Consider the following 18,391-nt stretch of genomic DNA (forward strand, 5'->3'; position numbering starts at 1 on the left):
GACAAAAGTTGATGCTGAATCGCCGGAAGGTATGGACACATCGACACGTGCGACTTAGTGTCGTGACCAACACGAAGATGTTTCGTCGAGGTGAACCGGCGGCGCGGTAACCCATCGACCCCCCCACCACCGCTACGGCATCCGGCGCGACGGCGCGCGCCCGGCCTGGCAGTCACACGTCAGGAAGGGACAGCACAGATGTCCATGAAGGACGCTCCCAGACAACGGTCCCGACGATGGTTCTCCGCCGGATCAGCGCTGCTGCTGGCGGTCGCCGCCGGCACTGTCACCTTCGCCGCCGGCTCGGCCCCCGCCCAGGCGCACACGATCGTCGCCAGCGACTTCCAGCAGGTCGAGCTGGCCCGAGGCGTGACCGACATGGGTGAGCCGATGTCGCTGGCGGTGCTTCCGGACCGCTCGGTCCTGCACACCGCCCGCAACGGCACCCTGCGCCGCACCGACGCCAACGGCACCACCTCCGCGATCGGCACCCTGGCGGTCTACCAGCACGACGAGGAGGGGTTGCAGGGCGTCGGGGTCGACCCGGGCTTCGCCAGCAACCGCTACATCTACCTCTACTACGCCCCGCCGCTGTCCACCCCCGGCGGCGACGCGCCGGCCACCGGCACCGACTTCTCGGCCTTTGACGGGGTCAACCGCCTCTCCCGGTTCACCCTCAACTCGGACTTCACGCTCAACCAGTCCAGCAAGGTCGACGTGCTCGACGTCCCGGCCAGCCGTGGCGTGTGCTGCCACGTCGGTGGGGACATCGACTTCGACGCCGCCGGCAACCTCTACCTGTCCACCGGCGACGACACCAACCCGTTCGAGTCGTCCGGCTACTCGCCCCTGGACGAGCGGACCAACCGCAACCCCGCGTACGACGCGCAGCGCAGCGCCGGCAACACCAACGACCTGCGCGGCAAGATCCTGCGGATCAAGGTGAACGCCAACGGCACGTACTCCATCCCGTCGGGCAACCTGTTCGCCCCCGGCACGGCCAGGACCCGGCCGGAGATCTACGCGATGGGGTTCCGCAACCCGTTCCGGATCAGCGTGGACAAGGCCACCGGCGTCGTCTACGTCGGTGACTACGGGCCGGACGCCGGCTCCACCAGCTCCACCCGCGGGCCGTCCGGCCAGGTGGAGTTCAACCGGGTCGCGGCACCGGGCAACTACGGCTGGCCGTACTGCACCGGCACCAACACCAGCACCGAGACGTACAACGAGTTCGACTTCGCGACAAGCGCCAGCGGCGCGAAGTACAACTGCACCGGCGGGCCGACGAACAACTCGTTCCGCAACACCGGCCTCACCACCCTGCCGCCGGCCCAGCCGGCCTGGATCCGGTACGCCGGCGACGCCGGCACCCCGACCGAGTTCGGCGGTGGCTCCGAGTCGCCGATGGGCGGTCCGGTCTACCGGTACAACGCCTCGTCGACCTCCACCACCAAGTTCCCGCAGTCGTTCGACGGGCAGTTCTTCGCCACCGAGTTCGGCCGGGGCTGGATCAAGCCGATCCACGTCAACTCCGACGGCTCCCGGGGCACCATCGACACCTTCCCCTGGGTCGGCAAGCAGGTGATGGACTCGGCGTTCGGCCCGGACGGCGCGTACTACGTGCTCGACTACGGCACCGGCTACTTCAACGGTGACGCCAACTCGGCGCTCTACCGCTTCGACTACGTCGGCGGCGGCAACCGGGCGCCCACGGCGAAGGCCGCCGCCAACCGCACCTCCGGCGCGGCCCCGCTCGCTGTGACGTTCTCCTCGGCCGGCTCGGCCGACCCCGAGGGCGGCGCGTTGACCTACTCGTGGGCGTTCGGTGACGGGACCACCTCGACCGCCGCCAACCCGACGAAGACCTACAGCGCCAACGGCACCTACACCGCCACGCTGACGGTGCGCGACCCGCAGGGCGCCACCGGCAGCAGCAGCGTGCAGATCAGCGTCGGCAACACCGCGCCCACCGTCACGATCAACAACCCGGGCAACGGTCAGCTGTTCGGCTTCGGGGACACGGTGCCGTACAGCATCACCGTGACCGACCCGGAGGACGGCACCATCGACTGCACGAAGGTCAAGATGACCTACGTGCTCGGGCACGACCAGCACGGGCACCAGATCACCTCGAAGACCGGCTGCTCGGGCTCGATCACCATCCCGGTCGACGGTGAGCACGACGACGCGGCGAACATCTTCGCGATCTTCGACGCCGAGTACACCGACGCCGGTGGGCTGACCACGCACACCCAGCACACGCTGCCGCCGCGGCACCGCCAGGCCGAGTTCTACGGCACCTCGTCGGGGATCAGCGTGTTCAGCAAGACCCCGGCCGAGGGTGGCAAGACCGTCGGCGACATCAACAACGGCGACTGGATCGCGTTCCAGCCGTACCGGCTGGGCAACGTGACCTCGTTCAACGCCCGGGTTTCCTCGGCGGGCGCCGGCGGCACCCTCCAGGTCCGGGCCGGCTCGGCCACCGGCACCGTGCTCGGCTCGGCCACGGTCCCGGTGACCGGCGGCTGGGAAACCTTCACCACCGTCACCGGGACGATCAGCAACCCGCCGACCGGCACGACCACGCTCTACCTGACCTTCGCCGGGTCGGGCACCGGGGCGCTCTACGACCTGGACGCCTTCACCTTCGTCACCGGGACGCCCCCGGCCGGCGGGGCCGGGGCGATCAAGGGCCTCGGAGGCAAGTGCCTGGACGTGCGCAGCGCCGCCACCGCCGACGGCACGCAGATCCAGATCTACACCTGCAACGGCAGTACCGCGCAGACCTGGGCGGTCACCCCCAACTCCACGATCAAGTCGTTGGGTAAGTGCCTGGACGTGTCGGGCGGCGCCACCGCCGACGGCACCAAGATCCAGCTCTGGACCTGCAACGGGACCGCTGCCCAGAACTGGGCCGCCCAGGCCGACGGCACGCTCCGCAACACGTCGTCGGGCAAGTGCCTGGATGTCTCCGGCAGCAGCTCCGCCGACAGCACGGTGGTCCACCTCTGGACCTGCACCGCCGCCGCCAACCAAAAGTGGACCCTGCCCTGAGCTGGCGGGAGGGGCCCCTCGACAACGCCTAGTGTGAGGCGAGGGGCCCCTCCTAACCGCAATTAGGAGAGCGATATGCGCAGACGCCTGCGACCCGTCCTCGGTGCGGCCATGGCCGCACTCGCCGTCATCGCCTGCACCACCCCGGCCACCCCGGCCAGCGCCGCCGACGCCCCCTACGACGTGCTGGTCTTCTCCAAGACCGCTGGTTTCCGGCACGACGCGATCCCGGTCGGCATCCAGACCATCCGCGACCTGGGTGCGGCGAACAACTTCACTGTCACCGCCACCGAGGACGCCGCCGCGTTCACCACGAGCAACCTCAACCAGTACGAGGCTGTCGTCTTCCTCAACACCACCGGCGACGTGCTCAACGCCAGCCAGCAGACCGCCTTCGAGTCGTACATCGGCTCGGGCCGCGGATACGTGGGTGTGCACGCCGCGGCCGACACCGAGTACGACTGGCCGTTCTACGGCAACCTCGTGGGGGCGTGGTTCGCCTCGCACCCCGCGATCCAGCAGGCCAACATGAAGGTGGAGGACCGGGGGCACGCGGCCACCGCTCACCTGCCGCAGACCTGGACCCGCACCGACGAGTGGTACAACTACCGCACCAACGCCCGGTCGAGCGCCCACGTGCTGGCCACTCTCGACGAGTCGTCGTACTCCGGCGGCGGCATGGGCGCCGACCACCCGCTGAGCTGGTGCAAGAGCTACAGCGGCGGCCGGTCCTTCTACACCGGTGCGGGGCACACCCAGGCGTCGTACGCGGAGGCGGGGTTCCGGAACCACCTGCTCGGCGGCATCCGGTACGCCTCCGGTCGGAGCAAGGCCGACTGCCGGCCCGAGACCGGCTACACCCCGCTGTTCAACGGCTCGACGGCCGGTTGGTCACAGGCCGGCCCGGGCAGCTTCACCAACACCGACGCCACCCTGACCTCGGTCGGCGGCATGGGACTGTACTGGTACAACGCCAAGCAGTTCACCAACTACTCGCTGAAGATGGACTGGAAGCTGGCCGGTGACGACAACTCCGGCATCTTCATCGGGTTCCCACCGTCGAGTGACCCGTGGTCGGCTGTCGACAACGGTTACGAGATCCAGATCGACGCCACCGACGCGGCCGACCGCACCACCGGCGCTGTCTACACCTACAAGTCCGCCGACATCGCCGCCCGCGACGCGGCGCTGAACGCGGCGGGGGAGTGGAACACGTACGAGCTGCTGGTCGAGGGTGAGCGGCTACAGATCTTCCTCAACGGAGTGAAGATCAACGACTTCACCAACACCAACCCGGTCCGCTCGTTGGCCGGTCACATCGGCATCCAGAACCACGGCACCGGTGACGACGCCTCGTTCCGCAACATCCGGATCAAGGAGCTGGGCACCACGCCGCCGCCCACCGGCACGATCCAGGCCGAGGCGTTCAGCTCGGCCAACGGTGTCTCCGCGTTCACCAAGGCGGGCGCCAACGGTGGGCAGACCGTCGGCTACATCGACCCGGGTGACTGGGCCGCGTACAACGGTGTCAACCTGGCCGGGGTCACCTCGTTCACGGCCCGGGTCGTCTCCGGCGGCGCGGGTGGCGCCATCCAGGTGCGCACCGGTTCGGCCACCGGCCCGGTGCTCGGCACTGTCGCGGTGCCGAACACCGGCAGTTGGACGACCTACGCCAACGTCTCCGCGGCGCTGTCCAACGTCCCGTCCAGCACCCAGAACCTGTTCCTCACCTTCACCGGTAGCGGCACGGGGCTCTTCGACCTGGACGACTTCACACTGGTGAAGGGCACCGGGGGCGGCACCGGGGTCGGCCCGATCAAGGGTCTCGCCGGCAAGTGCCTGGACGTGCGCAACGCCGCCACCGCCGACGGCACCCAGATCCAGATCTACACCTGCAACGGCAGCACTGCGCAGACCTGGACCGTGACGCCGAACTCGACCATCAAGGCGCTCGGCAAGTGCCTGGACGTCTCCGGCAGCGGCACCGCCGACGGCACCAAGATCCAGCTGTGGACCTGCAACGGCAGCGGCGCGCAGAACTGGGCGGCCGCGTCCGACGGCACCCTGCGCAACCCGTCGTCGGGCAAGTGCCTGGACGTCTCCGGCAACAACTCCGCCGACAGCACCATCGTGCACCTCTGGACCTGCCTCAACGCGGCCAACCAGAAGTGGACCCTGCCCTGACCGACTGACCCGGAGGGGCCGCGACTCACGTCGTCGGCCCCTCCGGCCCAGCCGGCCTGACCGCCGACGATGCGACCGGTCGACGTCCCCCGCCGACCGGTCGCATCGTCGGAGCGCGACGAGCGGTGTCTCCAACGAGCGTGATGCCTCCGAGTCATCTTGATGACTCGGAGGCATCACGCTCGCACCGCTTCGCCCGCCGGGTCGCCCCCACGCCGCTGCCGGGGCACTCGGATGCAGGCACACTGCGTGGACGCCGCCGACCGGCTCACAGCGGGCTGCCGTACCTTGACCTGCATGGGGTTGTTCGCGCAGTGGCGTGGGACGGTGCTGGCGCGAGGCCATCAGCTGCTCGGTGCGCTGGGCCGGGCCGACGAGCCCGACGACCCGTCCGGGCCGGCGCCCAGCCTGAACCGCCTCGACGCGCTGGTGGAGGGCTTCACCGCAGGTCAACCGGTGCGCTGGACGATGGCCGGGCAACCCCGACCGCTGCCCGGCCCGGTCGACGTCGTGGCGTACCGGATCATCGAGGAAGCGCTGACCAACGCGTGCCGACACGCGCCGGGCGCTCCGGTCGGGGTCCGCCTGCGCTACGACGACGCGGGCATCACCATCGAGGTCCGCGACGAGGGCGCCGGTCCCGCTCCGTCCGGCGGCGGCACCCAGGGCGCCGGGCGGGGTCTGCTCGGGGTACGCAGGCGCGCCGAGCGGCTCGGCGGCACGTTCTCGGCCGGCCCGCGCGCCGGTGGCGGCTTCACGGTACGGGCCGTCCTGCCCGCACCCGAGGAAATGATCGGATGATCGGCCGACCGCGGGGCTTCCCCGATGGGGCACCGCGGAAATAGGGTGGGGGTCGGCGACCGTGCTGGTGGCCGGTGACCCGGTGGGAGGCGCAACCCGCCGGGCTCAGGTGTGTTCCGCACCCACCGGTGACCGCCCGGGTGCCGCGTACGTCCGGTCACCCTCGCCCCGGTCCGCACAAGGAATCCCCATCACATCAGGGGAGAAGGACAATGGCGCGACCCATCACGCTCTTCACCGGCCAGTGGGCCGATCTTCCGTTCGAGGAGGTCTGCCGGCTCGCCTCCGAGTGGGGCTACGACGGTCTGGAGATCGCCTGCTGGGGCGACCACTTCGAGGTCGACAAGGCGCTCGCCGACGACTCGTACGTCGAGCGCAAGCGGGAGACCCTCGCGAAGCACAACCTTGAGGTCTTCACGATCTCCAACCACCTCGTTGGTCAGGCGGTCTGCGACCACCCGATCGACGAGCGGCACCAGGACATCCTGCCCGGCCGCATCTGGGGCGACGGGGAGCCCGAGGGGGTTCGTCAGCGGGCCGCCGAGGAGATCAAGGACACCGCGCGGGCGGCGGCGAAGCTCGGGGTGAAGACGGTCGTCGGCTTCACCGGTTCGTCGATCTGGCACACCCTCGCGATGTTCCCGCCGGTGCCGCCGTCGATGATCGAGCGCGGCTACCAGGACTTCGCCGACCGCTGGAACCCCATCCTCGACGTGTTCGACGAGGTGGGAGTGCGGTTCGCGCACGAGGTGCACCCCAGCGAGATCGCGTACGACTACTGGACGACGAAGCGGACGCTGGAGGCGATCGGCAACCGGCCCGCGTTCGGGCTGAACTGGGACCCGTCGCACTTCGTCTGGCAGGAGCTGGACCCGGTGAACTTCATCTTCGACTTCGCCGACCGGATCTACCACGTGGACTGCAAGGACGCGAAGGTGCGTACCGGCGATGGCCGGCGCGGCCGGCTCGCCTCGCACCTGCCCTGGGCCGACCTGCGGCGCGGGTGGGACTTCGTCTCCACCGGCCACGGCGACGTGCCCTGGGAGGACTGCTTCCGCGCGTTGAACGCGATCGGCTACACCGGCCCGATCTCGGTCGAGTGGGAAGACGCCGGAATGGACCGGCTGGTCGGCGCCCCGGAGGCGTTGCAGTTCGTCCGCCGGCTCGCCTTCGACGCACCGAGCGCCGCCTTCGACGCGGCGTTCAGCAGCAAGGACTGACCGCACGTCGGACAGACCACGGGCCGGTCGCCTTGCGGCGACCGGCCCGTCGACGTGCGATTGGTCAGAGCGTGCTGGCGTTCGTGCCCGAGCCGGACGGCTTGGTGCGGGGGTTCGTGGACGACGGCGACCCGGAGGTCGTGCCGACCGTGCTGGTGCCCGTCTTGGCGCCCACTGTGGCGGGCGTGCCGGCGAACGCGTCGTCGGCGGCGGTCAGCTCCTGCTTGCCGGTGCTGCCGTTACCGTTTCCCAGCTTCTCGCCCAGTTTGGTCTGGCCGAGCTTGTCCTTGCCCTCGCTGTAGAGCTTGTTGGCCTGGGCCTGCGCGACCCCGGCCGCCTCCTGGACGGTCGGGTGGTCGAGCACCTTGCGGCCCCGGACCACTAGCTCTTCGTACTTCTCCCGGCCGGCACGGGCGCCCAGGACGAATCCCGCAGCCAGCCCGCCAAGAAACATGATCTTTCCGCGCATGGCGGCTCCTTCCGTACCTGACGCGCCGTCACCCCGGCGAGTTGCCCCGTCGGAAGGCGACCTGTTCGCGCCTGCGTCCTCTGTCCGCAGCTAACTACCCATCCTGCTCTCCGCTCAAGCATGCTTGTGCCGGGATGGCGATTTACCCCTATTGTCTAGGCGACGGCGGGGAGGGAACCCACTGGACCGCCGCCGGGGTATGTCCTGTACTCTTGTCCCGTCGCAAGGCGTCGGGGAGATCCGAAGTCGCGCGGAGCACGATCCCCTGTAGCTCAATTGGCAGAGCAGCCGGCTGTTAACCGGCAGGTTATTGGTTCGAGTCCAATCGGGGGAGCTTTTCCACGTACGCCCGTCAGCCACCGGCCGACGGGCGTTTTCGTGTGTGTGACCCGGTTTCACCCACCCTCGACCGGCTTGCCCGGCAGGATGGTCGATGTCGACTGAGGCTACCGCTGCGTCGATTGATGCGTCGATCCTTGGGGTGAGTGCGGATGTCCGGACGGGGCGGCAAGGCCACGCTGATCGCGGTGGCGGTCGTGCTGGCCTGGTTGGTGATCGGCGGCGTGTCCGGCCCGTTCGCGGGGCGCCTCAGCGAGGTCGCCACCAACGACAACGCCGCCTTCCTGCCCACCGACGCCGAGGCGACCCGCGCCCAGGACCTCGCCGGCGAGTTCGTCGACCGGCAGACCATCCCGGCGCTGGTCGTCTACGAACGGCCCACCGGGATCACCGACGCGGACCGGCAGCGGGTGAGCGCCGACGCCGCCCGGTTCGCCCAGATCCCCGGTGTGGTCACCCCGCTGCCCCCACCCATACCGAGCGCCGACGGCCAGGCACTCCAGGTCGTCGTACCGGTGGACGACGCCGAGGGCGAGGAGATCGGCGCCGTCGTCGAGAAACTGCGCGACATCACCGGCGGTGACCGGGACGGGCTCACCGTGGACGTCTCCGGCCCGGCCGGCCTGCTCGCCGACCTGATCGAGGTCTTCTCCGCCATCGACGGACCACTGCTGCTGGTCACCCTGGTCGTGGTGCTGGTCATCCTGCTGATCGTCTACCGCAGCCCGGTCCTCTGGATCTTCCCGCTGCTCGCCGCCGGGATGTCGTACGCCCTCGCCTCGGTCTTCGTCTACCTGCTCGCCGACGCGGACGTGGTCAAGCTCAACGGGCAGGCCCAGGGCATCCTCACCGTGCTGGTCTTCGGCGCCGGCACCGACTACGCGCTGCTGCTGATCGCCCGCTACCGGGAGGAGCTGCACCGGCACGACCGCCCGTGGGACGCCATGAAGACCGCCTGGAAGGGCGCCGCGCCGGCCATCATCGCCTCCGGCGGCACTGTCATCGTCAGCCTGCTCTGCCTGCTGCTGTCCAGCCTCAACTCCAACCGGGCGCTCGGACCGGTCGCCGCCATCGGCATCGCCGCCACGCTGCTGGTGATGCTCACCTTCCTACCCGCACTGCTGGTGCTCGGCGGACGATGGGCGTTCTGGCCCCGACGACCCCCAGCCGACCAGGCCGACCCGCGGGCCGAACACGGCATCTGGAGCCGCATCGCCGGCTTCGTGGCCCGACACGCCCGCCCGATCTGGCTGACCACCGCCGTCGTGCTGGCCCTGCTGACCCTCGGCCTCACCCAACTCGGCGCCACCACCCTCGGCCAGTCCGACCTGTTCACCCAGCGCACCGACTCGGTCGACGGTCAGGAGGTGATCTCCCGCCACTACCCGGCCGGCACCGGCAGCCCGGCCACCATCTTCACCACCCAACAGACCGCCCGGCAGATCGCCCAGGTGGCGAAGGACGTGCCCGGCGTCGCCGACGTCCGCCCTCTCCCGGCCGGCCCGCAGACCGGCCCACCCGAGGAGAACGCCGCCCCGAAGGTCGTCGACGGGCGGGTGCAGCTGGAGGCGACCCTGGCCGACCCACCCGACAGCGACGGCGCCGAGCGGACCATCCGCGAGCTGCGGGTGGCCGTACACCAGGTGCCCGGCGCGGACGCGGTGGTCGGCGGCTTCACAGCGATCAACGTGGACACCTCGGACGCCGCGAAGCGCGACCAGAACGTCATCATCCCGGTGGTGCTGGTGGTCATCGCTGTCATCCTGGCCCTGCTGCTGCGTGCCCTGCTCGCCCCGCTGCTGCTGATCGCCACAGTGCTGCTCAGCTTCGCGGCGACCCTCGGCCTCTGCGCGCTGCTGTTCCGCCACGTCTTCGACTTCCCCGGCGTGGACTCGGCGTTCCCGCTGTTCGCGTTCGTCTTCCTGGTCGCGCTCGGCATCGACTACAACATCTTCCTGATGAGCCGGGTCCGCGAAGAATCGGTCAAGCGCGGCACCCGCGCCGGGGTGCTCGCCGGCCTCGCCGTCACCGGCGGGGTGATCACCTCCGCCGGCATCGTGCTCGCCGCGACGTTCTCCGCCCTCGCCGTCCTGCCACTGGTGGTGCTCGTCGAACTGGGTACGGCGGTCGCGATCGGGGTACTGATCGACACCATCATCGTCCGGTCGCTGCTGGTGCCCGCACTCGCGTACGACATCGGACCGAAGATCTGGTGGCCGGGCCGGTTGTCAGGGGCGAACGGTGAGCGGGAGGCGCGCGGTGCTGGCTGAAACCGATGTGGTCATCGTCGGCGGCGGCCTGGCCGGCCTCGCCGCCGCCCGCCGCCTGCACCGAGCCGGCGTGCCCTGGCGGCTGGTGGAGGCCGAGGGTCGGCTCGGCGGCCGAGTCGCCACCGACGTGCTCGACGGACACCTCATCGACCGGGGCTTCCAGGTGCTCAACACCGCCTACCCCCGGCTCGGCACGCTGCTCGACACCGACCAGCTCAACCTCGGCTACTTCACCTCCGGGGTGCTGGTCCGCAAGGGCGACAAGCTGCTGCGGCTGGTCAACCCGCTGCGCGAGCCGACCGGTGGGCCCGGCACCGCGCTCGCCGGGGTCGGCTCCCTGCTCGACCGGCTGCGCTTCGCCGCGCTCGCCACCGGCTGCGCCACACTGCCTGCGTCCCGGCTGCTCGCCGCGCCGGAAACCACCAGCGAGACGGCGCTGCGTCGCGCCGGCCTCTCCGACGCCATCATCGAGGAGCTGCTGCGACCGTTCCTGTCCGGTGTGTTCATCGACCGGGAACTCTCCACCTCCAGTCACGTCCTGGCGATGGTGCTGCGCTCCTTCGCCCGCGGCCGGATCGGCCTGCCCGCCGAAGGGATGGCCGCGCTGCCCCGGGCCATCGCCGCACCGCTGCCCGCCGACCTGCTCGACCTGGACACCCCCGTCGCGGAGGTCACCCCGGGCCGGGTCCGCACCCAGGCCGGCGACATCCGCTGCCGCGCCGTCGTGGTCGCCGTCGACCCGCCCGCCGCGGCCGCGCTGCTGCCGGCCCTGGCGACGGTACGCATGCACAGCTACACCACCTACTACCACAGCGCGCCCGAGCCGCCGCTCACCGAACCGATCCTGCTCGTCGACGGCGACCGACGCGAACTCGTCGCCAACACAGTGGTGCTCAGCAACGCCGCCGCGACGTACGCGCCCGCCGGACGGCACCTGATCGCCACCTCGGTGGTCGGCCCGACGGCCCCACCCGAGCCGACCATCCGGGCCGAGTTGACCCGGCTGTACGGCCGCTCCACCGCCGACTGGACCCACCTCACCACAGTGGCCATCCCCGAGGCGCTACCCGCCGCGCCACCACCACAGGGACGGCTGCGCAAACCGGTGGCGTTGGGGGAGGGCCTGTTCGTGGCCGGTGACCACCGGGACAGCCCATCGATCCAGGGCGCTCTCACCAGCGGCTGGCGCGCCGCCGGCGCCGTGCTGGACGAGCTGCGCGCCGGCTGACAGGCGTACCCGAGCACGCTGTTATATTCCTGTTGCCCATCGTGCTGGCGCAGGCGTGGGCGCCGGCCGGCTCGATGCTGGCTGCTGGTCGCCGAGCGGGATAAGATCCGGCGCGGTGTTCGGGGCGGTAGCTCAGCCGGTTAGAGCAGGGGACTCATAATCCCTCGGTCGCGGGTTCGAGTCCCGCCCGCCCCACCAACCGCGCCAGTGTGCGAACGGTGGCTTCTTCGGATGCTGATCTTGCTAACTTTGACCGAAGAGCCGATGAGCCAATCCCCAGAAGGTCGACAAGGCCACCACTGGCGGACCGATTTGGTGTCCGGCCGTCTCCAACCTCGATGCCGCTGCACGCCCTTCACTCGCCAGCTTCCCTCGAGAGTAGAGTTTCCCAGTGGCTCTAGTTGATCTAGAAGGGGGCTCGTAAATGATCTCCGACGCCGCCGAGAATTTGTTAGGCCTTAAGCTTGACGGTGGATGGCGTGTCCTGAAGAAAATTGAGCCTGGGCCTACGGCCACGGGCGGCAACTTCTGTACGGGCTATTTGGTAGAGAATGAAGACGGATCTCAAGGTTTCTGCAAGGCTCTCAATCTCGCTCGAGCGCTCACTTCGCCGGATCCGGCCAGGCTGCTTGAGGAACTCACCAAGGCATACAACTTCGAGTGCGAGGTTTTGGAGAAGTGCGCCGACGCGAAGATGTCACGAGTAGTCTTGGCGGTCGGGAAGGGGGTCGTGGAGGTTCCAGGATTTTACTTCCCGAGGGTGAACTACATCATATTTGAGCGAGCTGACGGCGACATCCGTGCGGCGCTGAACTCGGCAGCGCATCTGGATATCGCTATACGCTTAAGGTGCCTTCATCATGTGGCAACGGGACTCCAACAACTTCATCAACGGCACATCGCGCATCAGGATCTCAAGCCGTCCAATATTCTCGTCTTCTCTCATCAGACTCAGCCGGAACCGGTTGTCAACAAGATTTCCGACCTTGGCCGGGCGACTGATCGAGCGATCCCCGCACGTCACGATCAATTCGGGATTGCTGGCGACCCTAGTTATGCTCCTCCAGAGCAGTTGTACGGAGATACGCCCACAGACTTCGGAGCACGCAGGCTGGCATGTGACCTCTATCAACTTGGTAGCCTAATTGCGTTCATGTTCACAGGCGTGTCTATTAACGCCTTACTCTTTCAGGAACTGCACCCGATGCACACGTGGCGAAATTGGACAGGTACGTACAACGAAGCTCTCCCCTATGTTCGCGACGCCTTCGGTCGTGCGGTGGGTCGTATATCTTCAGATATGCCCCACCAAATAAAGACTGATGTCGCTGAGTTGATCGGGTATCTCTGCGAACCGGATCCACATTTGCGTGGGCATCCGGTGAGTCGGCGTCAGCAGGCTGGAAACCCCTACAGCCTCGTTAGATTTATCAGCCGGCTCGACCTTCTGACACGCAAGGCGGAGATCGAACTTCAGCGAGGTGTCCGATGACCGCTTCTCGTAGCGATACTCCTCGCGACGTACTTCCGCGCTGGCGTCAGTGGGGGCTTGCGAGTCGCAGTGGAGAACTAGATCCGCTGCGAGTGAAAGAAAGTTTGCAGGCGCCGGTTGATTTCCTAGCCGAGCATGAACATGCGTTTCATGAGCGGCCGGGGGTCTATACCGCTGGCGATCTGCTGTCGTCGGCTGCAATCATGGAAATCTCGTCTCCGTCAATCGATCGTGCTGCAGAGGTGGTGCTGCGGAGCCAAGAGCATCCCGGGGCCGTCCGGCGTCTCGCTGAACGTGCCCAAGCCGGCTGGCAATCTGATATCGAGGTTTCTAAAAACCCGCCTCAGCTCGAATCCGACCACGCCCAGAGGAGAGTTGCCCAGCTACGCCGCATTCTCTCCCGCGAGCCGCGCAACTCCATTCGTTGGGCTGATCTCGCGCGGGCTTACGCTACGCTGGGCTATAGCGATTCTGCGAGCAGGGCCATGACTGTTGCTCTGCAGATTGGCCCGATTAACCGTTTCTTGTTGCGGGCCGCCACTCGGTTGGATCTTTATCGGGAGGATCCCGACCACGCAATCTACATGCTGAACAGGCATGCGTCACATCTGTCCGATCCTTGGGTGCTCGCTGCGGAGATTGCAACATCCACGTCAATGGATCGCAGCTCGAAGCATATGCGCCGTGCGCGCAAAGTGATTGACAATAGGGAACTGCCACCTTGGCATATAAGCGAACTGGCGAGCGCTCTTTCTGCTGTTGAACTACGTGCCGGCCGCGTGAAGCAAGCTCGCAAACTCTTGACCGTCTCGCTCGAAAATCCAACTGATAATGCGCTCGCCCAAGCTGAATGGTCATCCACTCATGGAGTGGTGGTTCCCGACTTACAGGAAAGTCGGTCAGACCTCCTCGATGCCCCTACTGGATACGAAGCTCGCGCTCTGTATTTCGCGAGTCGCGGAGACTATGATCTGGCCGTATCGAATGCGATTCAATGGCTGGCTGATCAGCCATTCGCGATGGATGCTGCCGTCTTTACATCATATACTGCCTCCGTGCTCGCAGATGACCATGAGACGGCTGCCTACGCAGCCGGGATCGGACTTCGAGCTTACCCGCACGACAATCTTCTTCTGAACAATCTTGCGTTCGCGTGTGCACGCTTGGGCCGTCTTGAGGATGCCCAGGACGCCTTGTCTAGAATGAGGTTGACGAATGATGAAGAAATGAGTGCGGCGATCGCCTCCGCGACGCTTGGCCTTGTTTCGTTGAGAGTCGGGAATGTGGAAGAGGGGCGGAATCTGTATAGGACTTCTGTGCGCTCTCTTGAGCACATGAAGTACGATGAGTCTGCGGCCTTGGCCGCACTGTTTTGGTGCGAAGAGGAGCTGAGAATTGGTGAAGTGGAGGTATTGCGCGAGGTTTCAAAGAAGGCTACGGAATTGGCAAAAGCTTGTCCAAGTGCCGCCGTCAAGACGCGGCTTCGTAAGCTGTCGATGCAGGACCCTTCCATCTTGGGCCGATAGCTTTAATCGGTGCCGCCAGGGCACTGCGCGACATGCTCTCTTCCGCAGAGTCATTGTTGGGCTTGGAACAGACGACCTGGCGGTGGATGCGAAAATTCGTTACCGTATTAATCCGATGCTGGCGGCCAGGCGGGACACGTCGGCCGCACCGGGTCCGGTGCGGAACACAGCGGTCAGCGCTGCCCGGGCTACGGGACGAATTCGAGTCTCCCAGGTGGCGATCCGATCGGCGGCGACCAGCGCTCGGCCGGCGGCGCGTACGTCGCCGAGGTCCAGATAGGCGTGCGTGATGTCGATCAGGTGAGCGGCCCGGTGTTCAGCGGGGAGCAGGTGCCAGGCGTTGCCGCTGGTCACCCGCCGGTGGGTGGTCACGGCCGATTGGTGGTCGCCGGACCACATGGCGACCAGGGCGCGGGCGAGGTCGACAGGTGTGGGACCGAATCCGACGCCGTCGCAGTCGTGCTGATGCTGGCCATCGGCGAGGCGAGCCGCGCGCTCGGTGAGTTCGCCCGCCGCGCTGGCGTCCCTGCTGGAGGCGGCAGCGAGCGCCGCTTCAATCAGGAGCGTCCCCGTCACACCGGGCCGGCGAACGTGGGACGGTGCCAGGTCCAGTTGATGTACGGCGTTGACGGCGGCCGTCATCGCCAACCGGCCTCGCCCCAGGGCTCGCAGCGCCTGCGCGAGAGAGATCGCCGCAAGGCCGGCACGCAAAGGGTCACCGGAGGCGGCGCTCATTGCCCTATCGGCGGCCAGCCAGGCGAGGTCCGCCTCGCCGAGCTTGACCAGCGCCTGGGCGGCGAGCCGGTACACCCGTACCAGCAAATCTGCGGTGTCTCCCGGCTGCGTGCGGCTGTGGCCGAGCAGGTCGGGCAGTAAGCGCAGCACCTGGGGGTGGTGACCGTTGCGGTACGCCGTCCACGCGTACCCCGCTTGGGCATCGAGTTGGGCCAACGACGGCGCTGGCTTGCCGCTGGCGGGTAGGTCGTAGCGGGCCAGCGCCGCGCGGAGTCGTTCCACGTCGCCGCCGGTGTCGGGGAGTTGCTGGCGTGGGGCCTTGCCCGCGAGCAGGACATCCGGGGCGACGCCGAGGGCTGCGGCGACCGTCTCGATCACCGAGAGGCGGTCGAGGGTACGTACTCCTCGCTCGACCTTGTCCACCCAGCTCTTCGACTTGCGGATCCGGTCGGCGAAGACCTGCTGGCTCATGCCCCGAAGTGCGCGCAGTTCCGCCATCCGCCGCCCGATTGGCGGCTCGTTGCCGTCGCGGCGGGCGGGCTCGGGCGTCACTCCCGCTCCGGCGACGGCTGGATGGCATCGGTGGCCTCGCCGCAGCGCGGGCACCATCGCGACTTGACCCGGAAGGCGAGCAGCCCGGCCAGGAACCCGGGCACCAGGCCGCCGAACACGATCGACACGACTTCGGGAACCATGCGCACGCTCGCTTTCTGACGACGCCGGGGGTCGGGGGAGTGCCACGCCCGTGACTCACGCTGTGGCCATGTTTCGTTGCTGACGGTCACCAGCGTTGCGCATCATGTGATGCAAGGCAAGAAGATGGCCATGATCGACACGCCGAGCACGTGAGTCAGCGCGCCGGGAAACGCGAGGCACGGCGCAGAATCACGACATGCCTCGATTCACGCCCGCGACACCGCGCTCTCGGCGACTGGGCCGGGAGCTGCGCAAGCTCCGCGAAGCCAAGGGTCTGACCGGTGAGGGAGTGGCGGAGACCCTCGCCTGCTCACCGTCTCGAATCAGTCGGATCGAGTCGGGCGAGATCAGACCTCGGGTCGGCGATGTCATGGAGTTGCTGGTCGCGTACGGCGTCAAGATCGACGAGGAGCCGGGGGTCTCGCTGCTCGATCAGGCACGCGGTCTGCGCGAGGACGGCTGGTGGCAGCGCCTCGGTGGCAAGTACGCCACCTACATCGCGTACGAGATCGAGGCAGTGGAACTGAAGAACTTCGAGCCGATGCTCGTGCCCGGTCTACTCCAGACCGAGAGCTATGCCCGCGAGGTCAACGTCATCGGCCGGGAGACCGACCAGGAGACCATCGACCAGCGGGTTTCCGCCCGGATGACTCGGCAGGAGGTGCTGCGTCGGAAACCGACTCCGCTGCGGATGCACGCCATCCTGTCCGAGGCGTCCCTGCGCACCGAGGTGGGCGGCCCGGACGTGCTGCGTGAGCAACTCGATCACCTGGTCACCTTGAGTCGGCTGCCGAACGTGACCATCCAGGTGCTGCGCTTCGAGGCCGGCGCCCACCTGGCGGACAGCAGTGGCTTCGTCCTGCTCAGCTTCGAGCGGGACGAGCCACCACTCGGCTACATCGAGACACTGGCCGGCGAGCTGTTCCTTGAGTCGAGTCGCGACCTGGCGCGGCTGTCGGCGGCGTACGACAATCTGAGGACGCTGGCGATGTCACCCGCCGAGTCGATCAGGTTCATCAAGGAGCTGAGCAAGCATGGAACGTAACGCCTGGCGTACGTCGAGCCGTTCCGGCAGCAACGGCCAGTGTGTGGAGGTGCGCGACCGGCGCGTCCAGGTCGACGTTCGCGACTCCAAGGCGCCCGATGCCGGGACGCTGAGCTTCGCACCTGCCGCCTGGGACGCGTTCGTCGACACGATCAAAACGAACGCCTGCCGCCCCTGACCCGGCAGGACGGTGGCATGGTTCGAGGCACCCGCGACGAGCTGCTCGGACGCTTGGCTGAGGCGGTTGGCTCCGTCACGGTCGCCCACCCGACGCGGGTCGCCGTCGACGGACCGCCCGCCGCCGGCAAGACCACACTCGCCGACGAGTTGGCCGCCGTTCTGCGTGAACAGGGCCGCGACGTCATCCGCGCCACGATCGACGAATTCCTCTTCCCCCGGGCGCGGCGCTATCCGCGCGGCGAGTACTCGGCCGAAGGCTGCTATTACGACACCCACGACCACGAGGCGCTGAACCGGGTTCTGCTCGATCCGCTCGGCCCGGGCGGAGATCGACGCTTCCAGCCCGCTGTCTACGACCGCACCGCGGACGCCGTGCTGTCCCCGCCGGTCACGACCGCCCCGGCCGACGCCGTGCTCGTCTTCGACGGCGTCTTCCTCCTGCGTCCGGAACTGGTTGACCGGTGGGACCTGCGCATCTTCGTGTCGACGTCGCTGGAGAAGACAGTGGATCGTGCCGTGATCCGAGAGAGCCGGGTGTCAACTCGGGCCGACATCGAACGACGCTGGCGCGAGCGCTACATCCCCTCGCAGCAGCTGTACTTCGCTACGGCCCGCCCGACCCAGCACGCCGACATCGTCGTGCACAACGACGAGCCCCAGCAGCCGGTGTGGGAGACCCGTTCTCCGAAGTCCTGGCGGCCAGGGGGTGACCGCCTTACGGATGGTCCACATACTCGCCGAACGGCTCGATCGAGCCATCCCAACCGTTCCAACCCTGTTGGGTGAGCTGCCCGTTCGCGTAGGTGTACGACCAGCGGGCGCCGTCCTCGCCCTCGATCTGGACGGTTCCGGAGCGCACGAACGGCGCGATCGCGACGTAGAAGGCAGTTGTCTGGTTCGACCACTTGGGGTCGCCCTCGTCGTCGTACCCGAACTCGATCCAGTCTCCGTCGCGAACGATCGTGGCCCTGGCCGGGTCCGCCAGGTCAACCAGCGTGCCATTCGGCGGAAACTCATCCGGCCGATACCAGCCTCCTCGGCCGGCCAGGGCGGCCTGGACGGCGGCGACCGCAGCGGCGTCGTCCGACTCCGGGAGGTGCAGACGACCCGAAGGAACCACTGTGTATCCCACGGCGCGCACCCTACAACGGT

The 18,391-nt window shown here is 67.8% G+C and carries 15 protein-coding genes and 2 tRNA genes; 13 read left to right on the top strand and 4 right to left on the bottom strand.

Annotation, left to right across the window (positions count from 1 at the left end):
- Positions 1 to 198 precede the first annotated feature (198 nt).
- From NIE79_RS11690 to NIE79_RS11705, 4 genes are all read left to right on the top strand, one after another.
- Positions 199 to 3,054 (top strand): PQQ-dependent sugar dehydrogenase, encoded by a 2,856-nt coding sequence (locus NIE79_RS11690; RefSeq protein ID WP_238678562.1) that lies wholly within the window; start codon positions 199 to 201, stop codon positions 3,052 to 3,054.
- A gap of 75 nt (positions 3,055 to 3,129) precedes the next feature.
- The gene (locus NIE79_RS11695) at positions 3,130 to 5,238 is read left to right on the top strand and encodes a ThuA domain-containing protein (RefSeq protein ID WP_238678563.1); all 2,109 of its coding nucleotides are present in this window, start codon (positions 3,130 to 3,132) and stop codon (positions 5,236 to 5,238) included.
- Positions 5,239 to 5,535: 297 nt separating this feature from the next.
- Positions 5,536 to 6,039, top strand: a complete 504-nt coding sequence (locus NIE79_RS11700) for a sensor histidine kinase (RefSeq protein ID WP_238678564.1) — start codon at positions 5,536 to 5,538, stop codon at positions 6,037 to 6,039.
- 212 nt (positions 6,040 to 6,251) lie between these two features.
- A complete protein-coding gene (locus tag NIE79_RS11705; RefSeq protein WP_030488695.1) occupies positions 6,252 to 7,259 on the top strand; it encodes a sugar phosphate isomerase/epimerase family protein in 1,008 nt (335 codons plus the stop codon).
- A gap of 64 nt (positions 7,260 to 7,323) precedes the next feature.
- Here NIE79_RS11705 and NIE79_RS11710 read toward each other — a convergent pair whose 3' ends face one another.
- Positions 7,324 to 7,728 carry a hypothetical protein gene (locus NIE79_RS11710; protein WP_238678565.1) on the bottom strand — a complete coding sequence of 135 codons (405 nt, stop codon included), beginning with the start codon at positions 7,726 to 7,728 and terminating at the stop codon, positions 7,324 to 7,326.
- A 261-nt stretch (positions 7,729 to 7,989) separates the two neighbouring features.
- Between NIE79_RS11710 and NIE79_RS11715 the strand changes: the two genes are divergently transcribed.
- From NIE79_RS11715 to NIE79_RS11740, 6 genes are all read left to right on the top strand, one after another.
- Positions 7,990 to 8,062 (top strand) — tRNA-Asn (locus tag NIE79_RS11715).
- Between the two features lie 157 nt (positions 8,063 to 8,219).
- Positions 8,220 to 10,337, top strand: a complete 2,118-nt coding sequence (locus tag NIE79_RS11720; RefSeq protein WP_238678566.1) for an MMPL family transporter — start codon at positions 8,220 to 8,222, stop codon at positions 10,335 to 10,337.
- Positions 10,327 to 11,565, top strand: a complete 1,239-nt coding sequence (locus NIE79_RS11725) for an FAD-dependent oxidoreductase (protein ID WP_238678567.1) — start codon at positions 10,327 to 10,329, stop codon at positions 11,563 to 11,565. The genes NIE79_RS11720 and NIE79_RS11725 overlap by 11 nt, the downstream gene beginning before the upstream one ends.
- A 121-nt stretch (positions 11,566 to 11,686) precedes the next feature.
- Positions 11,687 to 11,763: transfer RNA gene (locus NIE79_RS11730), tRNA-Ile, on the top strand.
- 226 nt (positions 11,764 to 11,989) lie between these two features.
- Entirely contained in the window at positions 11,990 to 13,057 is a 1,068-nt protein-coding gene (locus NIE79_RS11735; RefSeq protein ID WP_238678568.1) for a protein kinase domain-containing protein, read from the top strand.
- Positions 13,058 to 13,149: 92 nt separating this feature from the next.
- Positions 13,150 to 14,583 carry a tetratricopeptide repeat protein gene (locus tag NIE79_RS11740; RefSeq protein WP_238678569.1) on the top strand — a complete coding sequence of 478 codons (1,434 nt, stop codon included), beginning with the start codon at positions 13,150 to 13,152 and terminating at the stop codon, positions 14,581 to 14,583.
- A gap of 99 nt (positions 14,584 to 14,682) precedes the next feature.
- Here the strand turns inward: NIE79_RS11740 and NIE79_RS11745 are convergent, their stop codons facing one another.
- Both NIE79_RS11745 and NIE79_RS11750 read right to left on the bottom strand, forming a co-directional pair.
- Positions 14,683 to 15,870 (bottom strand): helix-turn-helix domain-containing protein, encoded by a 1,188-nt coding sequence (locus tag NIE79_RS11745; protein WP_238678570.1) that lies wholly within the window; start codon positions 15,868 to 15,870, stop codon positions 14,683 to 14,685.
- Positions 15,867 to 16,013: a hypothetical protein gene (locus tag NIE79_RS11750; RefSeq protein ID WP_238678571.1), complete on the bottom strand. Its 147-nt coding sequence runs from the start codon at positions 16,011 to 16,013 to the stop codon at positions 15,867 to 15,869. The genes NIE79_RS11745 and NIE79_RS11750 overlap by 4 nt, the downstream gene beginning before the upstream one ends.
- 197 nt (positions 16,014 to 16,210) lie before the next feature.
- Between NIE79_RS11750 and NIE79_RS11755 the strand changes: the two genes are divergently transcribed.
- From NIE79_RS11755 to NIE79_RS11765, 3 genes are read left to right on the top strand one after another with little or no spacing between them, the layout of a single operon-like run.
- Complete coding sequence (locus tag NIE79_RS11755; protein ID WP_238678572.1) at positions 16,211 to 17,059, top strand: helix-turn-helix domain-containing protein; 849 nt, start codon at positions 16,211 to 16,213, stop codon at positions 17,057 to 17,059.
- Positions 17,049 to 17,237: a DUF397 domain-containing protein gene (locus NIE79_RS11760; RefSeq protein WP_238678573.1), complete on the top strand. Its 189-nt coding sequence runs from the start codon at positions 17,049 to 17,051 to the stop codon at positions 17,235 to 17,237. Before NIE79_RS11755 ends, NIE79_RS11760 begins: the two co-directional genes overlap by 11 nt.
- Positions 17,238 to 17,254: 17 nt before the next feature.
- A complete protein-coding gene (locus NIE79_RS11765) occupies positions 17,255 to 18,025 on the top strand; it encodes a cytidylate kinase family protein (RefSeq protein ID WP_238678574.1) in 771 nt (256 codons plus the stop codon).
- On the opposite strand, the gene NIE79_RS11770 is transcribed toward NIE79_RS11765, so the two are convergent.
- Positions 17,955 to 18,380, bottom strand: a complete 426-nt coding sequence (locus NIE79_RS11770) for a hypothetical protein (protein ID WP_238678575.1) — start codon at positions 18,378 to 18,380, stop codon at positions 17,955 to 17,957. The two genes, NIE79_RS11765 and NIE79_RS11770, sit on opposite strands and share 71 nt — an antisense overlap.
- Positions 18,381 to 18,391 lie beyond the last annotated feature (11 nt).

This window comes from Micromonospora trifolii, assembly GCF_022229005.1.
GTDB lineage: Bacteria > Actinomycetota > Actinomycetes > Mycobacteriales > Micromonosporaceae > Micromonospora > Micromonospora trifolii.

Excerpts from the sequence above, each read along its gene's own strand:
- NIE79_RS11705 (WP_030488695.1), top strand. The coding sequence starts at position 6,252 with ATGGCGCGACCCATCACGCTCTTCACCGGCCAGTGGGCCGATCTTCCG.
- NIE79_RS11720 (WP_238678566.1), top strand. The coding sequence starts at position 8,220 with ATGTCCGGACGGGGCGGCAAGGCCACGCTGATCGCGGTGGCGGTCGTG.
- NIE79_RS11710 (WP_238678565.1), bottom strand. The coding sequence starts at position 7,728 with ATGCGCGGAAAGATCATGTTTCTTGGCGGGCTGGCTGCGGGATTCGTC.
- NIE79_RS11695 (WP_238678563.1), top strand. The coding sequence starts at position 3,130 with ATGCGCAGACGCCTGCGACCCGTCCTCGGTGCGGCCATGGCCGCACTC.
- NIE79_RS11750 (WP_238678571.1), bottom strand. The coding sequence starts at position 16,013 with ATGGTTCCCGAAGTCGTGTCGATCGTGTTCGGCGGCCTGGTGCCCGGG.
- NIE79_RS11755 (WP_238678572.1), top strand. The coding sequence starts at position 16,211 with ATGCCTCGATTCACGCCCGCGACACCGCGCTCTCGGCGACTGGGCCGG.
- NIE79_RS11700 (WP_238678564.1), top strand. The coding sequence starts at position 5,536 with ATGGGGTTGTTCGCGCAGTGGCGTGGGACGGTGCTGGCGCGAGGCCAT.
- NIE79_RS11690 (WP_238678562.1), top strand. The coding sequence starts at position 199 with ATGTCCATGAAGGACGCTCCCAGACAACGGTCCCGACGATGGTTCTCC.
- NIE79_RS11760 (WP_238678573.1), top strand. The coding sequence starts at position 17,049 with ATGGAACGTAACGCCTGGCGTACGTCGAGCCGTTCCGGCAGCAACGGC.
- NIE79_RS11765 (WP_238678574.1), top strand. The coding sequence starts at position 17,255 with ATGGTTCGAGGCACCCGCGACGAGCTGCTCGGACGCTTGGCTGAGGCG.
- NIE79_RS11735 (WP_238678568.1), top strand. The coding sequence starts at position 11,990 with ATGATCTCCGACGCCGCCGAGAATTTGTTAGGCCTTAAGCTTGACGGT.